The 22831-nt window shown below is 71.8% G+C and carries 22 protein-coding genes, 1 tRNA gene and 1 pseudogene; 19 read left to right on the forward strand and 5 right to left on the reverse strand.

All coding sequences use genetic code 11. The features are described 5' to 3' along the window. Window positions 1–42: 42 nt before the first annotated feature. Window positions 43–1575 carry a M28 family metallopeptidase gene (locus CRV15_RS13280; RefSeq protein ID WP_003961176.1) on the forward strand — a complete coding sequence of 511 codons (1533 nt, stop codon included), beginning with the start codon at window positions 43–45 and terminating at the stop codon, window positions 1573–1575. Between the two features lie 157 nt (window positions 1576–1732). Here CRV15_RS13280 and CRV15_RS13285 read toward each other — a convergent pair whose 3' ends face one another. Then, the gene (locus tag CRV15_RS13285) at window positions 1733–3283 is read right to left on the reverse strand and encodes a helicase HerA-like domain-containing protein (protein WP_009996938.1); all 1551 of its coding nucleotides are present in this window, start codon (window positions 3281–3283) and stop codon (window positions 1733–1735) included. A 98-nt stretch (window positions 3284–3381) separates the two neighbouring features. On the opposite strand from CRV15_RS13285, the gene CRV15_RS13290 reads away from it, so the two are divergent. Both CRV15_RS13290 and CRV15_RS13295 read left to right on the forward strand, forming a co-directional pair. Beyond that, a complete protein-coding gene (locus CRV15_RS13290; RefSeq protein WP_003955420.1) occupies window positions 3382–3678 on the forward strand; it encodes a type II toxin-antitoxin system VapB family antitoxin in 297 nt (98 codons plus the stop codon). A 114-nt stretch (window positions 3679–3792) separates the two neighbouring features. Then, window positions 3793–4419, forward strand: coding sequence for a LytR C-terminal domain-containing protein (locus CRV15_RS13295; protein WP_029182984.1), 627 nt, complete (start codon window positions 3793–3795; stop codon window positions 4417–4419). 51 nt (window positions 4420–4470) lie between these two features. Here the strand turns inward: CRV15_RS13295 and upp are convergent, their stop codons facing one another. Further along, a complete protein-coding gene (gene upp, locus CRV15_RS13300) occupies window positions 4471–5106 on the reverse strand; it encodes a uracil phosphoribosyltransferase (protein ID WP_003955418.1) in 636 nt (211 codons plus the stop codon). Window positions 5107–5179: 73 nt separating this feature from the next. On the opposite strand from upp, the gene CRV15_RS13305 reads away from it, so the two are divergent. From CRV15_RS13305 to CRV15_RS13345, 10 genes are all read left to right on the forward strand, one after another. Further along, the gene (locus CRV15_RS13305) at window positions 5180–5449 is read left to right on the forward strand and encodes a hypothetical protein (protein WP_003961174.1); all 270 of its coding nucleotides are present in this window, start codon (window positions 5180–5182) and stop codon (window positions 5447–5449) included. Between the two features lie 179 nt (window positions 5450–5628). Further along, window positions 5629–6156 carry a tRNA adenosine deaminase-associated protein gene (locus tag CRV15_RS13310; protein ID WP_003961173.1) on the forward strand — a complete coding sequence of 176 codons (528 nt, stop codon included), beginning with the start codon at window positions 5629–5631 and terminating at the stop codon, window positions 6154–6156. 210 nt (window positions 6157–6366) lie between these two features. Continuing rightward, window positions 6367–6795, forward strand: coding sequence for a tRNA adenosine(34) deaminase TadA (gene tadA, locus CRV15_RS13315; RefSeq protein ID WP_003955415.1), 429 nt, complete (start codon window positions 6367–6369; stop codon window positions 6793–6795). An 88-nt stretch (window positions 6796–6883) separates the two neighbouring features. Beyond that, window positions 6884–6971 (forward strand) — tRNA-Ser (locus CRV15_RS13320). Window positions 6972–7428: 457 nt separating this feature from the next. Then, window positions 7429–8088 carry a hypothetical protein gene (locus CRV15_RS13325; RefSeq protein ID WP_003955414.1) on the forward strand — a complete coding sequence of 220 codons (660 nt, stop codon included), beginning with the start codon at window positions 7429–7431 and terminating at the stop codon, window positions 8086–8088. Window positions 8089–8104: 16 nt separating this feature from the next. After that, window positions 8105–10363 carry an N-6 DNA methylase gene (locus CRV15_RS13330; RefSeq protein WP_003961171.1) on the forward strand — a complete coding sequence of 753 codons (2259 nt, stop codon included), beginning with the start codon at window positions 8105–8107 and terminating at the stop codon, window positions 10361–10363. A gap of 419 nt (window positions 10364–10782) precedes the next feature. After that, complete coding sequence (locus CRV15_RS35920; RefSeq protein ID WP_009996934.1) at window positions 10783–10947, forward strand: hypothetical protein; 165 nt, start codon at window positions 10783–10785, stop codon at window positions 10945–10947. Between the two features lie 49 nt (window positions 10948–10996). Next, window positions 10997–11290, forward strand: a complete 294-nt coding sequence (locus CRV15_RS13335; protein WP_003955410.1) for a Dabb family protein — start codon at window positions 10997–10999, stop codon at window positions 11288–11290. Between the two features lie 262 nt (window positions 11291–11552). Beyond that, window positions 11553–12560 carry an RNA polymerase sigma factor SigF gene (locus CRV15_RS13340; RefSeq protein WP_003961170.1) on the forward strand — a complete coding sequence of 336 codons (1008 nt, stop codon included), beginning with the start codon at window positions 11553–11555 and terminating at the stop codon, window positions 12558–12560. A gap of 236 nt (window positions 12561–12796) precedes the next feature. Beyond that, window positions 12797–13675 (forward strand): RNA polymerase sigma factor SigF, encoded by an 879-nt coding sequence (locus tag CRV15_RS13345; RefSeq protein ID WP_009996932.1) that lies wholly within the window; start codon window positions 12797–12799, stop codon window positions 13673–13675. Window positions 13676–14042: 367 nt separating this feature from the next. Here the strand turns inward: CRV15_RS13345 and CRV15_RS13350 are convergent, their stop codons facing one another. Continuing rightward, window positions 14043–14270 (reverse strand): hypothetical protein, encoded by a 228-nt coding sequence (locus tag CRV15_RS13350; protein WP_009996931.1) that lies wholly within the window; start codon window positions 14268–14270, stop codon window positions 14043–14045. A 194-nt stretch (window positions 14271–14464) separates the two neighbouring features. On the opposite strand from CRV15_RS13350, the gene CRV15_RS13355 reads away from it, so the two are divergent. The 6 genes and pseudogenes from CRV15_RS13355 (at window position 14465) to CRV15_RS13380 (ending at window position 20169) form a co-directional block, all read left to right on the forward strand. Beyond that, window positions 14465–14974, forward strand: coding sequence for a MarR family winged helix-turn-helix transcriptional regulator (locus tag CRV15_RS13355; protein ID WP_003955405.1), 510 nt, complete (start codon window positions 14465–14467; stop codon window positions 14972–14974). 152 nt (window positions 14975–15126) lie between these two features. Continuing rightward, a pseudogene (locus CRV15_RS13360) lies at window positions 15127–16656 on the forward strand (MDR family MFS transporter); the annotation flags it as partial. A gap of 80 nt (window positions 16657–16736) precedes the next feature. Further along, window positions 16737–17210: a PPOX class F420-dependent oxidoreductase gene (locus tag CRV15_RS13365; RefSeq protein ID WP_003955403.1), complete on the forward strand. Its 474-nt coding sequence runs from the start codon at window positions 16737–16739 to the stop codon at window positions 17208–17210. Between the two features lie 69 nt (window positions 17211–17279). Beyond that, window positions 17280–18530: a helix-turn-helix domain-containing protein gene (locus CRV15_RS13370; protein ID WP_003961168.1), complete on the forward strand. Its 1251-nt coding sequence runs from the start codon at window positions 17280–17282 to the stop codon at window positions 18528–18530. Between the two features lie 146 nt (window positions 18531–18676). After that, window positions 18677–18913 (forward strand): hypothetical protein, encoded by a 237-nt coding sequence (locus CRV15_RS13375; RefSeq protein ID WP_003955401.1) that lies wholly within the window; start codon window positions 18677–18679, stop codon window positions 18911–18913. A gap of 203 nt (window positions 18914–19116) precedes the next feature. After that, the gene (locus CRV15_RS13380) at window positions 19117–20169 is read left to right on the forward strand and encodes an endonuclease/exonuclease/phosphatase family protein (protein ID WP_003961167.1); all 1053 of its coding nucleotides are present in this window, start codon (window positions 19117–19119) and stop codon (window positions 20167–20169) included. 59 nt (window positions 20170–20228) lie between these two features. On the opposite strand, the gene CRV15_RS13385 is transcribed toward CRV15_RS13380, so the two are convergent. Continuing rightward, window positions 20229–20615 (reverse strand): RNA-binding S4 domain-containing protein, encoded by a 387-nt coding sequence (locus CRV15_RS13385; RefSeq protein ID WP_009996924.1) that lies wholly within the window; start codon window positions 20613–20615, stop codon window positions 20229–20231. 93 nt (window positions 20616–20708) lie between these two features. Beyond that, complete coding sequence (locus tag CRV15_RS13390) at window positions 20709–22781, reverse strand: PhoX family protein (protein ID WP_003955397.1); 2073 nt, start codon at window positions 22779–22781, stop codon at window positions 20709–20711. Window positions 22782–22831: the final 50 nt, after the last annotated feature.

The raw sequence follows: 22831 nt of genomic DNA on the forward strand, positions 1-22831 counted from the left end.
CGCTAACTTCCCTTCAACTTGTCCACACCGGGAAGGAACTCTGTGAAGGCAACACGCCGCAGAGCCGTCGCCACGATGGCCGCCGCAGCACTCGTGACCCCGCTTCTGCTCGCCTCCGCCTCCCCGTCCGCCGCCGAGCGGCAGAACCCGGGGCACGAGGCGAAGAAGCTCGCGCAGAAGCTCGTCGCGAAGACGTCCGTGAACGACGCCCACAAGCATCTGAAGAGGTTCCAGCAGATAGCCGACAGCGCGGGCGGCAACCGCGCGGCGGGCACCATCGGCTACGACGCGTCGGCCGCGTATGTCTACAACCAGCTCAAGAAGTACGGATACGACGTCCGCTTCGAGCCCTTCACCTTCCGCTACATCGAGACCCAGGCCGAGAAGCTGTCCGTGGTCTCCCCCGCGCCGCGCGACATCAAGGTCCACGCGCTCGACTACACCAAGTCGACGCCGGTCGGCGGCCTCCGGGCCAACCTGGCGGCGGTCCCGGTGGACGCGACCAGCGGCTGTGAGCCCGGGGACTACGCCGCCGGTGCCTTCACCGGCAAGATAGCCCTGGTCAAGCGGGGCGGCTGCACCTTCTTCCAGAAGCAGGAGACCGCCGCGCAGGCGGGCGCCGTCGGCGTCGTCGTCTGGAACAACGTGCCCGGCGAGATGGGCGGCACCCTGGGCGCGGACGGGACCGTCAAGCTCCCCGTCGGCGGAGTCACCCAGGCCGAGGGCGAGGCGCTCGTCGCCGCGCTCGGGGCCGGACCCGTCGAGGTCAATCTGGAGGTCCGCCAGCTCCAGCAGGTCCGCACCACCCACAATGTGATCGCCGAGACCCGGCACGGCAACGCGGCGAACACCGTGATGCTCGGCTCCCACCTCGACGGTGTCCAGGCGGGCCCCGGCATCAACGACAACGGCAGCGGCTCGGCCGGTCTGCTGGAGGTCGCCGAGGAGCTGGCCAAGGCCGAGAAGCGGCCCGCCAACAAGGTGCGGCTGGCCTGGTGGGGCGCCGAGGAGAACGGGCTGCTCGGCTCCGAGGCGTATGTCGCCGGGCTCAGCTCCCTGGGCCGCAAGGAGATCAAGCTCTATCTGAACTTCGACATGATCGCCTCGCCGAACTACGGGCTGTTCGTCTACGACGGCGACGACTCGGACGGCGTGGGCGCGGGCCCGGGCCCCGAGGGCTCGGCCCAGCTGGAGCGGGACATCACCTCGTTCATGGACCGCAAGGGCATCCCGCACGAGGGCACGGACTTCACCGGCCGCTCGGACTACGGCCCGTTCATCGAGGTCGGCATTCCCGCCGGTGGCACCTTCACCGGCGCGGAAGTGGTGAAGACCGCCGCGCAGGCGGCGAAGTTCGGCGGTACGGCGGGCCAGGCGTACGACCCGAACTACCACGGCAAGGGCGATGACATCACCAACATCAGCCTGAAGGCGCTCAAGGCGAACCTCGCCGTCATCGCCAACGCCACGGGCACCTACGCCCACGACATCAGCTCCCTGACCAAGCCGGTCGCGCCGTCCGCGCCGACCGTCCAGGGCACGTCGAGGACGGGCCACACCGAGGCCACCCGCTGACGCGGGACCACCGCCACGGGACCTGAGCGCGGGCCCCGCCCCCCAGCGGGCGGGCCCCGCCCCCCAGCGGGCGGGGCCCGCGCCTGTCGTCCCCCCGGGCACCCGCCCGCGTGCCGCCTCCCGGGCACCCCGCCCGCGTCGGTCGCCCCCGGTCGGCTCAGCGGCGCCGGCGGGTGGTGCCGAAGAGGGAACGGGTGACCTCCCGGCCGATCTGCGTGCCCACGGAACGGGCCAGCGAGCGGAAGACCCCGCTGTCGACGACCTGCTCGACGAGGGTCCGCTCCCGCTCCGGCCCGCCCGCCGGAACTCCCGGGTCCGCCGCCGGTACGGGCGTCCCCACGGGAGCGGGAGCCCCGGCCGCGGTACCCGCCAGCTTCTCGTACGCCGACTCCCGGTCCACGGCCCGCGCGTACCGCGGATACCGGGACGAGGCCGCCACCGCCGCCTCCAGCGCCTCGGGCGCCACCGGCCCCATCAGCGACCGCGGCGCCCGCAGCCGGGTCGCGGCCACCGGCGTCGGCGCCCCCGACTCGCTCAGCACCGTGATCACCGCCTCCCCCGTGCCCAGCCCCGTCAGCACCTCCGCCAGGTCGTACGCCGACCGGGGAAACGTCCGCACGGTCGCCCGCAGCGCCTTCTCGTCCTCCGGGGTGAAGGCCCGCAGCGCGTGCTGCACCCGGTTGCCGAGCTGCCCCAGCACCTCGGCCGGCACATCCCGCGGCGTCTGCGTCACCAGGAAGACCCCCACCCCCTTCGACCGGATCAGCCGCACCGTCTGGGTGATCGACTCCAGGAACGCCCGGCTCGCGCCCGTGAAGAGCAGATGCGCCTCGTCCAGGAAGAAGACCAGTTTCGGCCGCTCCAGGTCCCCCGCCTCCGGCAGCCCGTGGAAGAGGTCCGCCAGCAGCCACATCAGGAACGTCGAGAAGAGCTGCGGCTGCGACTGCACCGCCGGCAGCTCCAGCACGGAGACCGTGCCCCGCCCGTCCGGGGCGAGGGACAGCAGCTCGGCCGTGTCGAACTCGGGCTCCCCGAAGAACGGCCCCGCCCCCTGCTGCTCGAACGCGGTCAGCGCCCGCAGGATCACCCCCGCCGTCGCCGGGGAGATCCCGCCGAGCCCCTTCAGCTCCCCCCGTCCCTCGTCCGAGACGAGGAAGGCCACCACCGCCCGCAGATCCTTCAGATCGATCAGCTCCAGGCCCTTGCCGTCGGCGTAGTGGAAGATCAACCCGAGCGACTGCTCCTGCGTCTGGTTGAGCTGGAGCACCTTGGCCAGGAGCACCGGGCCGAAGTCGGTCACCGTCGCCCGCAGCGGAATCCCCGGGCCGATGCCCCCGAGCGCGTAGAACTCGCACGGGAACCCCTCCCCCGACCACTCCTGGCCCACCTGCGCCGCCCGCTCCGCGACCTTCGCGCCCGGCTGCCCCGGCGCCGAGATCCCGGACAGATCGCCCTTGAGGTCGGCGAGGAAGACCGGCACCCCCTGCGCGGACAGCTGTTCGGCGATCAGCTGAAGGGTCTTGGTCTTGCCGGTGCCCGTCGCCCCCGCGACCAGACCGTGCCGGTTGAGCAGGGCGAGCGGGACCCGTACCGGGGCCGCGGCCAGCGGCTCCCCCTCCCACAGCAGCGCCCCCAGCTCCAGCGCGGGCCCGGTGAACGCGTACCCCGAGGCGATCTCCTGGGCCTGCGGCGGCATGCTCTCGGCCATGCTGAACCCCTGATTCTCCGGGTCTGAGGAGTTTTGCCCAGGATCGCATTCGGCCGCCATGGCTGCGCCCGGAGGTCGTTGCCCGGTAGGCTTTCCGTGTGATCTTCAAGCGCATCGGAAACGGACGGCCTTACCCCGACCATGGCCGGGAAAGCACCCGCCAGTGGGCGGATGTCGCGCCGCGCCCGGTCCGCCTCGATCAGCTCGTCACCACCAAGGGCCAGCTCGATCTGGAGACGCTGCTCGCCGAGGACTCCACCTTCTACGGCGACCTCTTCGCCCATGTCGTGAAGTGGCAGGGCGATCTCTATCTGGAGGACGGTCTGCACCGCGCGGTGCGCGCGGCGCTCCAGCAGCGGCAGGTCCTGCACGCCCGGGTCCTGGAACTGGGCTGATCCCCACCGCCCGGACCCGCCGACTGACCCTTTCGGGCTCTTTACGGGACCGTACGGACGCAGTCAGTCGATCATCTTGTAGGGATGGGCACCGGGCCGCACTACGCTGCGCCCATGAGCATGCTGACTCCTCCCGGCATGGGCGGAAAGTACCGTGTCACGGGCGATCGATACCCCCGTATGCGACGTCCGCAGAAACGGCGCAGGGTCATCACGGCGATGATCACCGGGGCCGTCGTGCTCGGGCTCGCCGGCTGGGGGACCGTGCAGCTCGTGGACGTCTACACCGGCGATGGCCGCTCCGCGCGGGCGGCCGGGCACACGAAGTGCGCGCCCGCAGCCGGAGCCTCGGCGGCGCCCGCGACCGTACGGCTCCAGCCCCGGCAGATCACCGTGAACGTCTACAACGCCACCCCGCGCGGGGGCCTGGCCAAGGCGGCCGCCGACGAACTCAAGAAGCGCGGTTTCCGCATCGGCAAGGTGGGGAACGCCGCCGCGTCCTATGACAAGAAGGTCCGGAACTCGGGGGTGCTGCTGGGCTCCCAGACCGCGGTGAGGGGCTCGTTCCAGGTCCTGGGCACCCAGCTCAAGGGCGCGACCACCCGGACGGACACCCGGCGCACGGCGGATGTGGACCTGATCCTCGGGACGGCCTACACGACCCTGACCCCGAAGCCCGCGGCGGACGCGGCCCTCGCCGCCCTGGCGAAACCCGCGCCCGCCCCGAAGAAGAAGTGCTGAGGTCCGTCCCGGTGCCGTGACGGCGACGGGGACGGACCGCCGCGCGGCCTGCTACTCCGCCGCGCCGTACATCCGGTCACCGGCGTCGCCGAGGCCGGGCACGATGTAGCCGTGCTCGTTCAGCCGCTCGTCGACGGCGGCGGTGACCACGGTGACGGGCGCGCCCGCCAGCTCGCGCTCCATGACCTCGACGCCCTCCGGGGCCGCGAGCAGCACCACGGCGGTCACATCGTCGGCGCCGCGCCGGATCAGCTCCTGGATGGCCGCGACCAGCGTGCCGCCGGTCGCCAGCATCGGGTCGAGGACATAGACCTGGCGGCCGGAGAGGTCCTCCGGCATCCGGGTGGCGTACGTGGACGCCTCCAGGGTCTCCTCGTTGCGGATCATGCCGAGGAAGCCGACCTCGGCCGTGGGCAGCAGCCGCACCATGCCGTCGAGCATGCCGAGCCCGGCCCGCAGGATCGGCACCACCAGCGGACGCGGGTGCGAGAGCTTGACGCCGGTCGTCCCGACCACCGGGGTCTCGATGTCCACCTGCTCGGTGCGCACGTCCCGCGTCGCCTCGTAGGCGAGCAGGGTGACCAGCTCGTCGGCGAGCCGCCGGAAGGTGGGGGAGTCGGTGCGCCGGTCGCGCAGCGTGGTGAGTTTGTGCGCCACCAGCGGGTGGTCGACGACATGAATCCGCATGACCTCAACAGTAGCCCGGCTCGCTTCAAGGGGGCCTCCGGAGGGAAGGTGGAGGCACAACGTCAGCCATGGGGTGGTGAGGCCGGTGCCGGAGTCCGGACATCCCGAGCGGAATCAGGAGCAGGAGCAACACACCGTGGAACACGCCCTGGACGCACCGGGCGACGAGAGCGGTCCTGAGGGGGGCCCGCAGGGCGCCGAGGACACCGAGCGCCGCAGGCGCCGGGCCCAGTTCCTCCGAGAGCTGAACGAGGCCAAGGCGCTGCGGGAACGGGTCCAGCCCCGCCGGGCCCGTGCGGCGAGGATGCGCCAGCAGATGCGTATGCGGACATTCCGCTGGTGACCCGGAGCGGCGATCGCCCGATCGGCGGTTACGCGTGAAAGGCCCAGTTGAGAACTGATGGACGACGCAACGACGGAAGACCTCTCGCAAAGCTCCGGTTTCTGCCACGATTCCGAGTGGGCGGGGCACGCACCTGCGCTCCGTCAGTCGTCACACCTCTGATCAGTGGGAGAGTCACGGTGTACTTCGCCGCACTGCTCGCGCGCACTCAAGACGGGTGGGAAGCGAGCGACACAGAGCTAGACGATGTGGAGACCCTGTCGGATCTGGCTGATCTGGCCCGGGAAGCCGCGCAGGACGAGGACACGGTGCTCGTCTTCATCGAGCAGGAGGGTGCCTGGTTCGGCATCGTCCGGGTCGAGGGCGAGGACGATCCCCGTATCTATGTCTCCGACGGGGCCGCGGCGGCGCGTTCCTCGTACGGGGAGATCCTCACCGATGAACTGCTCGGCGGGGACAAGGACGACCCCGCCGAGGATCTGGACGCGCTGGACCTCGACGGCACGGAGGACGGGGAGCCGGACGGGGACGAGGACCCCGACCGGGACACCGATGCCGGGTCGGCCCTGGCCGGCCCGCTCGGCGACCGTCATATCCTGGCCGACCTGGGCCTGACGGAGGGGGAACTGCTGGCACTGGACACCGACGCACTGGGAGAGATCGCGGACGCGCTGGGCGCTTCGGAGGTTCTGGAGACCGTCCGCTAGTCCCCGGACAGTCCCCGGACCGGGTTCGCCCGGGGTGTCGTGGTGATCGGGCGCGGGCGGCGGCAGATCCACCGGGCGCGGCCCCGGGCCCGCACGGCGGGTGCGGAACAGACGGACGAGACGGACGAACGACGGAGCGGTACGCCGGTGACGGCATGGACTGAACCGGGCCCCGGCCCGGACCCGGTACGGACCCGGTGGGAGGCGCCGATGCGCCTCGCCCTGGCCGAGGCCGAACGCGCGGCGCTGTCCGGCGATGTGCCGGTCGGCGCCGTCGTTCTGGCCGCGGACGGCACCCGGCTCGCCACGGGCCACAACGAACGCGAACTGACCGGCGACCCCACGGCCCACGCCGAGGTCCTGGCGATCCGCCGGGCGGCGCGGCGGATCGGCGGCTGGCGGCTGTCCGACTGCACCCTCGTGGTCACCCTGGAGCCGTGCACGATGTGCGCGGGCGCGATCACCCAGTCCCGGGTGGGCCGGGTGGTCTACGGGGCCCGCGACGAGAAGGCGGGCGCGGTGGGCTCCCTGTGGGACGTCGTCCGCGACCGCAGACTCAACCACCGCCCCGAGGTGATCATCGGCGTCCTGGAGCCGGAGTGCGCCCGGCTGATGACGGACTTCTTCCGCCACCGCTGACCCCCGGCCCCGCCCCGGCCGCCTCCCCCTCGCCCCCTCCCGCTATCGGATTTCGGTCCACGGCCCACCTTGGGCTAAGCTCTCTCCCGGTAGCGTGTCCGAGCGGCCGAAGGAGCTCGCCTCGAAAGCGAGTGTGGCGTAACCCGTCACCGAGGGTTCAAATCCCTCCGCTACCGCTCTTGCACCCCTTGATCTGCGGAAACGTGGTCAGGGGGTGTTTTGCGTGCGGGCACCCGCAGCGAGTGCGCGCAGCCGCCCGTCCACGACCCGCCTCAACCCCCTTGCCCCGGAAGGCCGCACGAGTATCGCGCCACCCAGGGCGCACTCCCTTCACCTCCTTCCGCGCGGCCCTCGTCGTCCACCCACACCGAATACACTGTTAACAGTTTCGTGCGCATGGCACTGCGCTTGCGCGGGTGGGCTGGGCTTCGCTACGGTCGTTCCACCACCGAGGGGACGTTGGACAAAGGCAAAACCCCTGGCAGCCGCGTGCTGCCAGGGGTTCGAAGAGCCGTGCCCCGGGTGGCGTGCAGAGCAGCGGCGGACCCGGGGCTTTCGTGGCCACCGTACCACCGCCGTCGATTCCTGTAGCCGGGTCCGCGCAGGCGGAGCCATGTCCGGAGGGGGACATCCATGTTCGAGAAACTGCCGGTGTGGCTGATCCGCGCTTTTTCCCGCCCGCGTCTCAGCAGGTACGTCGTGGCCGCCCAGGGCGACCCGCGGACCGCGGTCCGCCTGTACTGGTGGAACATCGAGGCATGCGGCGCGCTGTACGGCCCGCTGCACTGCCTTGAACTGGCCCTGCGCAACGCCCTGCACGACCGGCTCAGCGAAGCGTACGGCCGTCCCGACTGGTGGGAGACGGCCCCTCTCGACCACCACGGCCAGCGGCTGGTGACCGACGCCCGGCGGAAGTGCGAGCGCAGGGGGACCGCCCCCACGCCCGACGCCGTCGTCGCGGAGCTGTCCTTCGGCTTCTGGGTCTCGCTGCTGAGCCGACGGTACGACCGGGGTCTGTGGGTGCCCGTGCTGCACAAGGCGTTCCCGCTGCTGGACCAGCCGCGCAAGCAGCTTCACGACGGCCTCTCGTCGCTGGTGCTGCTGCGGAACCGGATCATGCACCATGAACCCGTGCACCACCGTGATCTCGCGGCCGACCATGCCAAGATCTACCGGATGCTCGGGTACCTCAGCCCCGAGCTGGTGGTGGAGGCCAAAGTCATGGACCGGTTCCCCGATGTGCTGGCCGTCCGTGCCGCCGCGCTCGCCGGTACCCGGCCCACCCGTTTCTGATCCGGAGGAGCATCCCGTGACCGATCTCGGTCGGTACGTCGTCACCCGCGCCGACATCGCGCGTCTCGCGGGCGTCCAGCGTCCTGCCGTGTCCAACTGGGAGCGACGGTACGGCGACTTCCCCGCGCCGACGCGGTCCCCCGACCACCCGGGCGTGGATGTCTTCCGGGCCGACCGGATCGCCGTCTGGCTGGACCGGCGCAAGATCCAGTCGAGCGGGCGGCGGGACTGGGAACCCGCCGGTACGACGTTCGGGGACCGATTCCGCCGGGCACTGGGCGACCGCCGGTTCATCACATCGGAGTTCGTCCATCACCTCCTGGCCCGGCAGGATCGGTTCCGCGGGGAAATCGCCTCCGACGAGTACCTGAAACTGCTGCTCGCACTGGTCTATGCCTGGGGGAGGAGCGGTACCGATGCCACTCGGGGGGAGGCGTACCAGGAAGCGCTGGGGCTGTTCGACTTCGCCCCCCGGATCGCCGGTCACCGCGAGACCGCGGACCTCGCGGACTTCGTCTTTCAGCAGGTTCCCGCGCGGCGGGAGGAGTGCGCGGCGGTCTTCGATCTGCTGCTGGACCACTACCGCAGCACGCAGGGGCGGAGGGACGGAGGCGAGTTCTTCACCCCGAGGTCCGTCGCACGGACCATGGCCCGGCTTCTTGCCGCCGCCGGGCACCCGCCGGAGCGGGTGCACGACCCCTTCTGCCGGGCCGGGGAGGTACTGACGGCTCTGCTGGCCGAGCTGCCCGCTCAGGCGGAACCCCTGGTCACGGGCTCGGCACCCGGCGTGGACGCCCTGGCGCTCGCCCGTATGAACCTCACCCTCCATGGCGCGGAGGAGGCGGCGCTCCGGCACCGCATGGAGATCGAGGACCCGTTCGCCGGTCCCGGCGAAGGGCACGGTGCCGACTGGGTCGCGACCAATCCCCCCTTCGGGTTCAAGCTGTCCGACGAGGCCCGCGAGCGGTGGGGACGGCCCTGGCCCTATGGGCCGCCCGGCTCACGGGGCGACCTCGCCTGGCTTCAGCATGTGGTGGAGTCGCTGGCCCCGGGCGGACGGGCGGCGGTGGTGATGCCGAACGGTGCCGGGTTCGCCGGTGGCCGCGCGCAGACCGTCCGTGCCCGGATGGTCCACGACGGTGTCGTGGAGTGCGTCATGGAACTGCCGCCCCATCTCTTCTCCGACACGGCGATCCCCGTCAGCATCTGGATGCTGACCCGCCCCCGGCCGGGCACCCGGCGACGGGATGTCCTCTTCGTCGACGGCTCGGCACTCGGTGCCATGACCGGCCCGGCCTCGCGCGAGTTCACCGACGCGGACATCGCCGCGCTGGTGGGCGCGTACAGCACCTGGCGGAACGGCGGGGACGGAGCCGACCCGGGCGGGGCCGCCTCCGATGTCCCCTCCGTGCCCTTCCGCGCTCTCGGCCTCGACGAGATCCGGGAGTGGGAGTACCGGCTCACTCCCCACGCACTGGTGGGTCCGGACACCCCGTTCGCGGCACCGGACTCCACCGGGCAGAGCCTCGGCCGTCGGCTGGAGCGACTGGAGGCGGCGGTGGAACGGCTGCGGGAGCTGAGCGACGAGGCGGCGCGGTTGGGCACCGTAGAGCGATGGACAGCGGCTCCGGCTGCTGACGGGGGCCCCTCGGAGAGCTACCCCCCGGGGTGGCGGGAGGCGACCCTCGGCGAGCTGGCGGAGATCACCACAGGGCCGGGCGGCAAGTGGCCCGAGGGGACGGGCGAGCCCTCGGCGGGTGTCCCCGTGGTCCGCGCGAGACATGTGAGCGGACACCGCATCCTGCACGGGGACACCGGAACGGTTCCCTGGGAGGAGGCGGAAGCGCACCCCCGCTACCGGCTCAGGGCCGGGGACCTGGTGATGACGCGCAGCGGCACGGTGGGCCGGTGCGCGCTCGTCACGGCGGCGGAGGACGGCTGGCTCTTCGGCACCCATCTGGTGCGGATTCGGCCCCACTCCCCTGTCTGGTCGGACTACCTTCTCGGCTTCCTGACCCGCCCCGGGACGCAGGACTGGATCGACCGGCGGGCCGCCGGGACCACCGGCGTACGCCATGTATCCGCGAAAAGTCTCGCCGGGCTGCCGGTCCTTCTCCCTCCGGAGGACGAGCGGGAGCGCATCGGCCGACTGCTGCACCGGCTGGACGAGCGCCGACGGGTCCATACCTCCGTCGTCGCGACGCTCGACGAGTACCGCGCCGAGCTGGCCGATCTGCTCCTGTCCGGCCGCGTACGCCCGGATGACCAGGATTGAGGGGAGGGCCGTCGAAGCTCTTGCCCCCCGCCGGGCCCCCGGACGGGAAGAAGCCCCGTCCGGTGAGGGGGACGGGGCTTCTTCAGTGTCGGGTCGGGGGAAGCGGCGTCGTGCGGAGGCCGCTTCCCCCGGCGAGGGAGACCGGTCCAGCAAGCCCATGTCCGCAGTCGGGGGGGGGTTGATGCGGACGTGGGCCCCGCAGCGTGGCACGGTCCCCTGCCCGCCGGACTCCTGCCAGATTCCCGCGGGCGCTTCCTCCATCGTGCGGCCCCGGGGGCGGCGGGACCGACGACGAACGACCCCGATCCGAGGGCCCTTGGTCCTTAAAGACTCGGTTAGACTTCCGCGACTCTCCAGGGTCCGCCGGGATCGGGGAGCGGACAGGGGCCGGCGGGAACATCGGGGAGGACGAGAAAACCATGGCACGGGCGAAGAACGTCGCGATCTATCTCGTCGCCGCCTTCCTCCTCTACATCATCGTCACCGCCCCGGACCGGGCGGCCGATCTTGTGCAGATAGGCTTCGAGGGGATATCGAGCGCCGCGAAGAGCGTCGGCGACTTCCTGTCCGAGCTGCTCGAATAGGGTCGGCGCAGGACACCGCACCCGCCCCGCCCCACCGAGGAGCCCCTCCGTGATCCGTCATCTGGTCCTCTTCAAGCTGAACGAGGGCGTCGCCCGGGACGAACCGCGGGTGGCCGCCGGGGTGCGGGCCTTCGAGGAGCTGGGCGGTCTGGTGCCCGAACTGGAGTTCTGGGAGTGCGCCTGGAACATCACCGACCGGGACATCGCCTATGACTTCGCGATCAACTCCGCCGTGGCCGACCACGCGGCGCTGACGCGCTATCTCCAGCACCCGGCCCACCAGGCCGCCGCCGATCGCTGGCGGGAGTTCGCCACCTGGGTGATCGCGGACTACGAGATCTGAGCCCGCTTCCCGCACAGCCGTCCGTCAGACACGCGTACGGACTTTCGCACACAGGAGCGAGTGCCGATCGGACGGCACCCCCCGGGACCCCTTGCCCTCAGGGCAGGGGGTCCTTTGACATTAAGGGGCCCAACTTGCCTTCAACACGGTGTTATCGGGTGCTTGCACACAGTGGACATGTCTTGTGATGCTATGACCGCTTTTGATGGATGAGTTGTCGTCGATGACCGATGACCGATGACCGCGAAGGGGTGGCGTCACTGTGCCGGCCAGCACCGCGCCTGAAGCACTGCCCCAGAACGAGCGCCCGGACGACAGCCCGCCCGCCACCGTCACCCCCGCCCGGCAGAACGACACCGACGACACCCCGGACAACGGGGCCGGAGGGGGGACGGGGACCCGCGACGGCACCGACGGCACCGGCGCCGCGGCGGACGGGGGGCCGGGCGGGGACCCGCAGGAGACGGCGGAGACGACGGAGCCGGCGGAGGCCCGCCCGGGAGGCGGCCGGGGGGCCGACACCCGCGCGCTCACCCAGGTGCTCTTCGCCGAGCTGAAGACGCTGGAGCCCGGCTCCCCCGAGCACACCCGGGTGCGCGGAGCCCTGATCGAGGCAAACCTCCCGCTGGTCCGGTACGCCGCCGCCCGCTTCCGCAGCCGCAACGAGCCGATGGAGGACGTCGTCCAGGTCGGCACGATCGGACTCATCAACGCGATCGACCGCTTCGACCCGGACCGGGGTGTACAGTTCCCGACCTTCGCCATGCCCACCGTCGTCGGCGAGATCAAACGCTACTTTCGCGACAATGTCCGCACGGTCCATGTCCCCCGGCGACTCCATGAACTCTGGGTCCAGGTCAATGGCGCGACCGAGGATCTGACCACGGCGCATGGCCGAATCCCGACCACCGCGGAGATCGCCGAACGGCTGCGCATCGGCGAGGACGAAGTGCTCGCCTGCATCGAGGCGGGCCGCTCCTACCATGCCACGTCCCTGGAGGCCGCGCAGGAGGGCGACGGCCTGCCGGGCCTGCTCGACCGGCTCGGATACGAGGACCCGGCGCTGGCGGGGGTCGAACACCGGGACCTCGTCCGCCATCTGCTGGTGCAACTGCCCGAGCGTGAGCAGCGGATCTTGATGCTCCGTTATTACAGCAATCTGACGCAGTCACAGATCAGCCAGGAGTTGGGGGTCTCCCAGATGCATGTGTCAAGACTGTTGGCCAGGAGCTTCGCCCGATTGCGATCCGCAAACAGGATCGAAGCGTAGCCGGAACGGGTAGACCCGGTAGGGACCGGTCCCCCGGGAGGACCCTGGCGCACCCCTCGCACGCTGCGGCGATTCTCCAGAGCAGTGTCGATTTATCTCTTCGGCGTGTTGCCGACATGTGACATTCTGCGGAAGACGCGTTTGCCGCAGCCGTGTGGCCGGTATTTCAGGTGCAGGCTGCGTTCCTCCGTTGGTCGCGGCCACCCGCGACCGTACGCGACCTCAAAGGGGGTGGCATGTCCGAAGAACAGGGCAGCTCGAAGGTGCTCACGCTTCCGCCCGTACCGAGCGCACCCGCGCCGGCCACAGCCGACAGCTCGGGGACCATCGACACCCGTACCCTGTCCCGCTCCCTGTTCCTGCGGCTGCGCGCCCTGGACGCGGAGGCCGCGGAGGGACCCGACGGACCGGTCGTCAGCCCCGAGCGCACCTATGTGCGCGACACCCTGATCGAGCTGAACCTGCCCCTGGTCCGGTACGCCGCGGCCCGCTTCCGCAGCCGCAACGAGCCGATGGAGGACATCGTCCAGGTCGGGACGATCGGTCTGATCAAGGCGATCGACCGGTTCGACTGCGAACGGGGCGTGGAGTTCCCGACGTTCGCCATGCCGACGGTCGTGGGCGAGATCAAGCGCTTCTTCCGGGACACCTCCTGGTCAGTGCGGGTGCCGCGGCGGCTCCAGGAGCTGCGGCTCGCGCTCACCAAGGCCAGTGACGAGCTGGCGCAGCGCCTGGACCGCTCGCCGACCGTGCCCGAACTCGCCGCGGTACTGGGGGTGTCGGAGGAGGAGGTCGTCGACGGGCTGGCCGTCGGCAACGCGTACACCGCGTCCTCGCTGGACTCGCCGTCCCCGGAGGACGACGGCGGCGAGGGCTCGCTCGCGGACCGGCTGGGGTACGAGGACACGGCGCTGGAGGGCGTGGAGTACCGCGAGTCCCTGAAGCCGCTGCTGGCCAAACTGCCGCCCCGGGAACGGCAGATCATCATGCTGCGGTTCTTCGCGAACATGACGCAGTCGCAGATCGGCGAGGAGGTCGGCATCTCGCAGATGCATGTCTCGCGGCTGCTGACGCGGACGCTCGCGCAGCTCCGGGACGGTCTGATCGCGGACTGACCGTTTGGACCGACCGCGGCCTGAGCCCGTCCGGGACAGTCCGACCGTTTGGACCGACCGCGGGCTGAGCCCGACCGGGACGGTCTCTGTTCCCGGACCGTGCCCGCCCGGAACGGCCTGATCCCCGGGCCGGGCCCACCGGGCCGTTCCCCCACCGGGGCACCCGTCCGGGTCCCCGCCGGAAGACCGTCCGGAACCGGACGCACCAGACCGGACGCACCAGAACCGAAGACAACGGGACCCGAGGATCTCCCCGGTCCCGGTACCGCCCCGTGCCGCCACCCGCACGGCGGGCGCGCCCCGCGCCACGCCCGCCCCGGGACGCGCTGAGCCGCCCGTTCAGCGGAGTGCCGGGGCCGGACGGGACCTATCCGAGGAAGGCCAGCCAGGCCACCGCGCCGAGGACGACGACGCCCGCGACGACTCCGATGATCAGCCCGGCCCGGGGGCCGGAGGACTGCGGGGCGGCGGCGGCCGACCGGCGCCCCGCGGGCGCGCCCTCGTCGACGAACGCGCGGAACATCTGGGTGCTGCCCGCCGGGTCCTGGTACCCCTGCGGGTCCTGGCCCTGGGGGGCATGGGGGTTGTGTGCCATGGGGCACGACCCTAGCGAACCCGGGTACCGGGCCCAACTCGGGGCGCCCCGGGGCACTTCGGCGTGGCGCGCCGGCGCCGGTCCGCGCCCGCGCCCGTTCCCTCGTCCGCTCTCCCACCGCCGTACCGGGCCGATGCCTCCGCATTAGTTTGCTTGCGGCAACCATCCGAATATATCGTTGCCCTAAGCAATGGATGTATGGGGTCTCCGGACCTGGAGACCTGGAACCCGGGGGGACGAACACCGTGGCCGCACCGAGCCAGTACGCGGAGCTGGCCCGCCACCTCAGCGCCATCGGCGTGCTGCGGCGCGGGCTCGCCCGTTCCCTGCCCGTCGAGTGCCCCTCCGGACCCGCCGCCGTGCTGGCCCTGCTGGGCCGCCACGGCGAACTCCGGATGAGCGGACTCGCCGAGCTGCTCGGCGTCGACGCCTCGGTCTCCAGCAGACATGTGGCCCATGTCGTCGACCGCGGCTGGGTCGAACGCGCCCCCGACCCCCAGGACGGACGCTCCCGCATCCTGCGGCTGACCCCCGGCGGCCGGGACATGCTCACCGAGCTGCACCGGCGGACGACCGAGCTGTTCGCCCGCAGGCTCCACGACTGGACCGACGACGAGGTCGGTGAACTGATCGGCATGCTCGCCCGGCTGCGCGACTCCTTCGGGGTCTGCCGTGCGCTCCCCCACGACGGACCCGAGAGCTGAAGGAGGCCCCGATGGCCGCGACCACATCCGCCGGAGCGGACGCCCAGGGAAGGGGCACCCCGACAACCGGCCCGACGAGTACGAACAGCCCGACGCATACGACGAACGCGACGGGCACGCCCGCGACGGCCGGGGGCACCGCCCCGGCGCCCATGACCCATCCGCAGATCATGAAGGCGCTCTCCGGGCTGCTGCTCGGCATGTTCGTCGCGATGCTGTCGTCGACGATCGTGTCCAACGCGCTGCCGCAGATGATCAGCGATCTCGGCGGCGGGCAGAGCGCGTACACCTGGGTGGTGACGGCCGCGCTGCTGGCGATGACGGCCACCACCCCGCTCTGGGGCAAGCTGGCCGACCTCTTCAGCAAGAAGCTGCTCGTCCAGATATCCCTGCTGATCTACATAGCCGGCTCGATGGTCGCCGGGCTCTCCCAGTCCACGGGGATGCTGATCGCCTGCCGGGTGGTCCAGGGCATCGGCGTCGGCGGCCTCACCGCGCTGTCGCAGGTCATCATGGCCGCGATGATCTCGCCCCGGGAGCGCGGCCGTTACAGCGGCTACCTCGGCGCGACCTTCGCCGTGGCGACGGTCGGCGGACCGGTGCTCGGCGGGGTCATCACGGACACCGACTGGCTCGGCTGGCGCTGGTGCTTCTACGTCGGTGTGCCGTTCGCGCTGATCGCGCTGGTGGTGCTCCAGAAGACGCTGGACCTGCCGGTGGTCAGGCGCCGGGTCGAGATCGACTGGGCGGGCGCCGGGCTGATCAGCGCGGCGGTCTCGCTGCTGCTGATCTGGGTGACCTTCGCGGGCGACAGCTACGGCTGGGCCTCCTGGCAGACCGCCGCGATGGTCGCGGGCGCGGTGGCGCTCGGCGCGCTCTTCCTCCGGGTGGAGTCCCGGGCGAGCGAGCCGATCATCCCGCTGCGGCTGTTCCGGAACCGGACCATCGCCCTGTCGTCGGCGGCCTCGCTCTTCGTCGGTGTGGCGATGTTCGCGGGCACGGTCTTCTTCAGCCAGTACTTCCAGCTCGCCCGGGGGCTCTCCCCCACCATGTCCGGCCTGGCGACCATCCCGATGATCGCGGGCCTCTTCCTCTCCTCCACCGTCTCCGGCTGGATCATCACCCGGACGGGCCGCTGGAAGGCATGGCTGGTCGGCGGCGGCGCGCTGCTGACGGCGGGCCTCGCGCTGCTGGGCTCCATCCGCCACGACACCCCGTACGGGCAGCTCGCCGCGGCGATGGCGGTCATGGGCCTCGGGCTCGGCATGATGATGCAGAACCTGGTGCTGTGCACCCAGAACCAGGTCTCCCCGGCCGACCTGGGCGCCGCCTCCTCCGTCGTCGTCTTCTTCCGCTCGCTGGGCGGCGCGGTCGGCGTCTCCGCGCTCGGCGCGGTGCTCGGCACGCGGGTCAGCGGCCATGTCGAGGACGGTCTGAAGGAGCTGGGCCCCGAGGGCGCGGCCCTCGGGCAGTCGGGCGCGGACACCGGGGCCATCCCGGACCTGTCCGCCATGCCGGAGCCGCTGCGGGCGGTGATGGAGAGCGCGTACGGGCACGGAGTCGCGGACGTCTTCCTCTACTCGGCGCCGTTCGCCCTGGTCGCGCTGGTGGTGACGGTCTTCATCAAGGAGGTCGCGCTGAAGAGCGACGCCCCCGCGGACGCGCCTGCGGGCGGGAACGCCCGCGCCGACTCCTGACGACTCCTCGGCGGCGGGCGGCCGTTCGGCCCTCCCGCCCCGGGAGCTGCCCTAGGCTGCGCCCCATGGCACCCCATATCGCCACCAACACCACGGTGGACCTGGCCGCCCTGCTGGACTTCGTCCGCCCCCGGCACCGGGCGATCCTGCTCACCACCCGTTCGGACGGCTCCCCGCAGGGCTCCCCGTTGACCTGCGGGGTCGACGGGTCGGGGCGGATCGTGGTCTCCACCTATCCGGAACGGGCGAAGACGCGCAACGCGAAGCGGAATCCCCGGGTGAGTGTGATCGTCCTCTCCGACGAGTGGGACGGCCCCTGGGTCCAGATCGACGGCGACGCGGAGGTGATCGACGCGCCGGACTCGGTGGAGCCGCTGGTGGAGTACTTCCGGGTGATCGCGGGGGAGCACCCGGACTGGGCGGAGTACCGCGCGGCGATGCTCCGTCAGGGGAAGTCGCTGATCCGGGTCACGCCCCGGCGGTGGGGGCCGGTGGCGACGGGCGGCTTCCCGGCGCGGGTCGCCGACGGCGACCACTGATCGGGGCAGATCGGGTCAGGACGCCGGGCGTACGCTCGTGAGGACTGCTACCAATGTCAGGGAGCAACGATGAAGGACACGTCCAAGGACCTGTCGGAACTGCCCGAAGAACTGACAACAGGTGAGCGCATCCGTCTCCTCCGGGAACGCCGGGGGATGAGCCGCCCCGTGCTGGCCGGGCTGGTCGGGAAGTTGCCCGACTGGCTCAAGAAGATCGAGACCGGGGTCCGGGAGATCCGGTCGATCACCCATCTCGTGCAGTTGGCCAACGCGCTTCGCGTCAGCGATGTGGCCAGGCTCACCGGTGCGGACCTGGCCATTCCGGCGGACGCCGTCGGGAAGCTGTCCCACGCCTGCGTCCCCGGGATCAGAGAGGCGCTGCACAGTGTGTCGTTCGCCGGAGATCCTGCCGTGCCGCCGGGGTCTGCCGAGGTTCTGAAGGGACGGGTGGAGGAGGCGTGGCGGCTCTGGCACCGCAGCAGGCATCAGCGGACCGAGGTCGGGGCGCTGCTGCCGGAGCTGGTCCGGGACGCGCACGCCTGTGTACGGGCCCACACGGGGGCGGAGCGCCGGGCCGCCCACGCCGCCACCGCCGACCTCTACCGGCTGGTGCAGCGACTGCTCGCGCACATCTGCGAACCCGAGCTGTACTGGGTCGCGCTCGACCGGGGACGGGCACACAGCGAAGAGGCGGACCAGCCCGTCAGCCTGGCCCTGGCGGCCTGGTCGACGGCGATCGGCCAGCGCGCGGCGGGCTTCGCCGAGGAAGCCGTGCGGACGGACGAGAACGGGATGGCGCTGCTGCGCGACCGGCTGGAAGACGGGGACGCGGAAGTCCTGGGCGTGTACGGCGCGTTGAATCTCCAGGCGGCCATCTCCTGCGGGCTGGACGGCCGGGCCGGAGACACCGAACGCTATCTGGCCGAGGCGGACCGTACGGCGGCCCGGCTGCCCGGGGGCTATACACACACCCCGTCGGCCTTCGACGGCTCCAACGTGGTCATCCACCGGGTGAGTACGAGTGTGGGACTCATGTCCCCGGGTGAGGCCCTGCGGCGCGCACAGACCGTCGATCCGGCCGCGATCGGCTCACTGGAGCGCCGTTCCCGGCTGCTGCTGGACATCGCGGCCGGGCATGTGCAGAAGCAGGAGTCGGCGGCGGCCCTGCACTATCTGGGGCACGCGTTCCGTGTCAGCCCCGAGGCCATCCGGTATGTCCCCATGGCTCGCGGGCTCGCGGCCGAACTCACCCGCACGGCGACGGGCCCTCTCAAGTCCGAGGCCGTGTCCCTCGCCGAATCGATCGGCGTAGCCGCGTAATCCCATCGGGTGGGGGGACGCCCCGTCCCCCTTCCCGTGCTCGCCGCCCTCTAGCGTTCCGTGCTCCTGGACGAACGAATCGGGACGGAGTGTGACGACATGGAGCCGGCGAAGACGTCGATGCCGCAGGGGAAGCAGGTGGGCGGATGATCGAGCGCCGTCCCCACCTCCATCACGGGACGGAGGACAACGTCCTCGCCTTCGGCCCCTGCCGCTGTCCACTGCCGGACTGTCCGCTCAAGTCCGGCGGGCCGCCCCTGGGGCTGAGAAGCCGGGGCAGCCGGGACGCGGGGCGCCCCGCGCTCGAACGGGTGCGGGCCGAGATCCAGGCGGACATCGCGCGGCGGCGGCGGTTCGGGAGCTGGGGGCGCGGTGAAGGGTGAGCGGGGGTGGGGGGTGTGGTGGTCCGCGTCGTGTCTCACCGTCGTGACCTGGGTGTCCTTCCTGGGTCTTGTCGGCGCGGGCTTCGCCGAGCGGGTCTGACCGGGGCGGGGCCGACTCCCCCGGGGCTCCGGGCCGTTCCGCGCGGTGATCGGTGAGACTGGTGGGCGGGACAGGCACACGCAGCGCTGCCGGAAGGAACACCGTGGACCGCGTCATTTCGACGACATCGGAGGCGATACCGACGGACACCGGGCCCGGTGCCACGGCACCCGCCCCGAGCGGGCCGAAGGCGCCGCGCGGGCGGTCGCGGGCCGCCCGTTGGTGCGCGGGGCTGCTGCTCCTCGTGGTGACCGCGGTCGTCGGCTGCCGGGCTGCCGGGACCGACGGGGTCACCCCCGTGCCGCAGCTCCTGGCCTTCCTGCCCTGGCTGCTGCTGCCCGCGGGCGCCGCCCTGCTGCTCGCGCTGCTGGCCCGCTGGCGGTTCGGGCTGGTGTGGGCGGTGCTGGTGCTCGCCGTCGTCGAGTGGTTCGTCCGGCCGTACGACACCGGGCTCGCGGACCGGCCCTCCGGCCCGGTGATCGCCCGGCTCTCCGTGCTCACCTCGAACGTGGAGTACGGCAACGCCGCCCCCGCGCTGGTCGCCACCGTCCGGCGGGAACAGCCGGACCTGGTCTTCGTCCAGGAGTGCCCGATCACCTGCTCCCGCGCGCTCGCCGAGGAGATCCCCCGCGCGGAGTACCCGTACCGCCATGTCGTCGAGGGCTATGGCGCGGACGGCGCGGCAATCCTCAGCAAGCACCCGTTGCGGAAGACGGCCGGTGTGCCGGGGAGTCTCGCCATGCCGGGCGCGGTCGCGGAGATCGCGGGGCGCGAGGTGCGGCTCCAGCTCGTCCATCCGCTGCCGCCCATCCCCGGCATGGTGGACGACTGGCACCGTGAACTGGGGCACATCCGCGCGTATGCCGCCGGGGTGAAGGACGCCCCGGCGATCGTCGCCGGGGACTTCAACGCGACCCAGGACCACGCGGGCTTCCGCCGGGTCCTGGACGCGGGCGGGCTGCGCGACAGCGCCGCGCTCGGCGGGGCCTCACGCACCCCGTCCTGGCCCACGGCCGTGTTCCGGCCGCTGGGCGCGCAGATCGACCATGTGCTGATCGGCCGGGACCTCTCGGTGCGCGGCGCCCGTTTCCTGGAGCTGCCGGACACCGATCACCGCGCGCTGCTGGTCGGTCTGGAGCTGCACGCGTCCCGCTGAGCACGGGGGCGCGGGAGAGCGGGAGCGCGAGAGCACTGGAGCACGGAGCACCCAGGAGGTCAGTGCGGGGGCTGCTGGAGCTTCTCCATCTCCCGGCGGTCCCGCTTGGTCGGGCGGCCCATGCCGCGGGCCCGGACCGCGACCGGCGCGGTGAACTCCTTCGACGGGGGCGGCGGGCTGTTGTCGACGTAGCACTCGGCCGCGACCGGCGCGCCCACCCGCTTGGCGATCACCTTGGTGACGACGACGATCCGTTCGCGGCCCGCGTGGAAGAGGCGGACCTGATCCCCCGGCTTGACGGTCTGGGAAGCCTTCACCCGGGTGCCGTTGATCCGGACATGTCCGGCCTTGCAGGCCGTCGACGCCTGGGAGCGGCTCTTGGTCAGCCGTACCGACCAGATCCAGGAGTCGACCCGTACGGTCCCTGCCGTCCCTTCGGTATCCATGCCCCGACTGTACGGCCCCGGCACGGCCCACGGGCGGGGATTTCCGCCGGTGGGCCGTGCCGGGGGCGGTGGGCCACCCGGAGGGCGGGCGGCTCAGACGCCGATGTCCCGGCCGTCCTTGCGCCAGACCGCCACCACCGAGGGGCGGACCAGCCTGCCGGGACCGTCCGGCCAGGTGCTCGCGGGCTTCTCCACGGAGGCCCCGTCCACCTCGCCCGGGTGCTGCACCGCGACCAGCACCCGCCGGTCCTGGATGACCGGGCCGCAGGTCTCGGCCCCGGTCGGCACGGTCAGGAACTGCTTCAGCTCACCGCGCCGCTCCCCGTGGGTCGCCACCCCGAAGAGGCCGTCGTGCGAGCCGAGCTGGTTGCCGTCCGTGGAGATCCACAGATTGCCGTGGTCGTCGAAGGCCACATTGTCCGGGCAGGAGATCGGGCTGACCTTCTCCTTGGGGAAGCCCGCGAAGTAGGTGGACGGGTCCTTCGGGTCGCCCGCCACCAGGAAGAGCCGCCAGGCGAACCCGTCGGACGCCGGGTCGTCCCAGTGCTCCGCCAGCTCCAGGATCTGGCCGTGCTTGTTCGCGTTGCGCGGATTGGCCTCGTCCGCGCCGGGCTTGCCCGCCGCGCCCCGGTCCTTGTTGTTGGTCAGGGCGACATACACCCGGCCGGTGCGCGGGGACGGCTCCACGTCCTCCGGGCGGTCCATCTTCGTCGCGCCCACCTTGTCGGCGGCGACCCGGGTGAAGACGTAGACCTCGTCAGCCGTCATCCCCGGGACATGCGACACCTCGCCCGTCGCCAGCGGAATCCACACGCCCGAGCCGTCGAACTCGCCGTCGGCGGGGAGCCTGCCCGAACCGTCGATGTCCTCGGGGCTGTCGCCCGTCAACTTGGCGACATAGAGCGTGCCCTCGTCCAGCAGGGTGCGGTTGTGCTCGCGCGCGGCCCGCGAGTCGCCCCGGCGCATCCGCCGCGAGGAGACGAACTTGTAGAAGTAGTCGAAGCGTTCGTCGTCGCCCATGTAGACCACCGGACGGCCGTCGTCGGTCAGCCGGGGCTGCGCCGCCTCGTGCTTGAAGCGGCCCAGCGCGGTGCGCTTGCGCGGCGTCCAGTCCGGGTCGAACGGGTCCAGCTCCACCACCCAGCCGAAACGGTGCGACTCGTTGGGCTCCTTCGCGGCGTCGAAACGCCGGTCGAACCGCTCCCACTTGCGCTCGGAGGCCCCGCTGCCGAGGCCGTACCGCTGGTCGGTGGCGCTGGTGGCGTTCGCGAAGTACTGGTTGAAATTCTCCTCGCCGTGCAGCGTCGTGCCCCACGGGGTGGTGCCGCCCGCGCAGTTGTTGAGGGTGCCCAGCACCCGGGTGCCCGTGGGGTCGGCCGAGGTCCGCAGCAGCGGGCTGCCCGCCGCCGGGCCGGTGACCTTGAACGGGCTGGTCGCGGTGAGCCGCCGGTTGAGGTGGTGGCGGCGGACCGGGGTGAGCCGTCCCGAGCCGCGCTCCTCCTCGACCACCACCACGGAGAGGCCGTGCGCGGCCCAGGCGATCTCCACCTGCTCCCGGGTGGGGTTCGCCGGGTCGTACCCGCGGAACATCAGCACCTCGTCGGTGTACTCGTGGTTCGCGACGAGGACCTGACGGCCGCGCTCGCCGCGCAGCGGGAGCAGGGAGAGGAAGTCGTTGTTGTAGCCGAACTGGCCCGCCTGGGCACGCGCCGACTGCCGCTCCGGGTCGAACGCGGGCGCGCCCCGCAGGATGGGGTCGCCCCAGCGGATCACGACGTCCTGCGTGTACCCGGACGGGACGGTGACCTTGTCGTTCCTGTTCGGCGCGACCGGGGGGAAGCGCAGGCCGCGCGCGCCGTCGGCGGCGTGGCCGTGGCCATGGCCGTGCCCCTGGCCGCCGCGGGTGGCGGGGGCGGCGACCGCCCGGCCCGCGCCCGGCCCGCCGAGGGCGGCCGAGGCCCCCGCGGCGGCGACCGTCACGACGGCGGCGGCCCGCACCATGGAACGCCGTGACAGGGCGCGGGCGATGATGTCACCCGCGTACTCGTTGTCGCTGGTGTTCGGCACCTCCTGGAAGCAGGCGTCGCCACAGCGGTAGCGGCAGGTGAGTGCGGAACGTCCGCCCGCGTGCGGCGCGGTGCTGAGAAGCGGCAGCAGTCTGCGCACTTGAATCCTCCTCCGGCGCACACCGGCGCCGACAGTCTGTCGGAAACCCT

The sequence above is a fragment of the Streptomyces clavuligerus genome, from assembly GCF_005519465.1.
GTDB lineage: Bacteria > Actinomycetota > Actinomycetes > Streptomycetales > Streptomycetaceae > Streptomyces > Streptomyces clavuligerus.

Coding starts and splice junctions, on each gene's coding strand:
- CRV15_RS13355 (WP_003955405.1), top strand. CDS start 14,465: ATGTATGGGGTCTCCGGACCTGGAGACCTGGAACCCGGGGGGACGAAC.
- upp (WP_003955418.1), bottom strand. CDS start 5,106: ATGCGGATTCATGTCGTCGACCACCCGCTGGTGGCGCACAAACTCACC.
- CRV15_RS13370 (WP_003961168.1), top strand. CDS start 17,280: ATGAAGGACACGTCCAAGGACCTGTCGGAACTGCCCGAAGAACTGACA.
- CRV15_RS13350 (WP_009996931.1), bottom strand. CDS start 14,270: ATGGCACACAACCCCCATGCCCCCCAGGGCCAGGACCCGCAGGGGTAC.
- CRV15_RS13365 (WP_003955403.1), top strand. CDS start 16,737: ATGGCACCCCATATCGCCACCAACACCACGGTGGACCTGGCCGCCCTG.
- CRV15_RS13375 (WP_003955401.1), top strand. CDS start 18,677: ATGATCGAGCGCCGTCCCCACCTCCATCACGGGACGGAGGACAACGTC.
- CRV15_RS35920 (WP_009996934.1), top strand. CDS start 10,783: ATGGCACGGGCGAAGAACGTCGCGATCTATCTCGTCGCCGCCTTCCTC.
- CRV15_RS13345 (WP_009996932.1), top strand. CDS start 12,797: ATGTCCGAAGAACAGGGCAGCTCGAAGGTGCTCACGCTTCCGCCCGTA.
- CRV15_RS13325 (WP_003955414.1), top strand. CDS start 7,429: ATGTTCGAGAAACTGCCGGTGTGGCTGATCCGCGCTTTTTCCCGCCCG.
- CRV15_RS13285 (WP_009996938.1), bottom strand. CDS start 3,283: ATGGCCGAGAGCATGCCGCCGCAGGCCCAGGAGATCGCCTCGGGGTAC.
- tadA (WP_003955415.1), top strand. CDS start 6,367: ATGCGCCTCGCCCTGGCCGAGGCCGAACGCGCGGCGCTGTCCGGCGAT.
- CRV15_RS13385 (WP_009996924.1), bottom strand. CDS start 20,615: ATGGATACCGAAGGGACGGCAGGGACCGTACGGGTCGACTCCTGGATC.
- CRV15_RS13295 (WP_029182984.1), top strand. CDS start 3,793: ATGAGCATGCTGACTCCTCCCGGCATGGGCGGAAAGTACCGTGTCACG.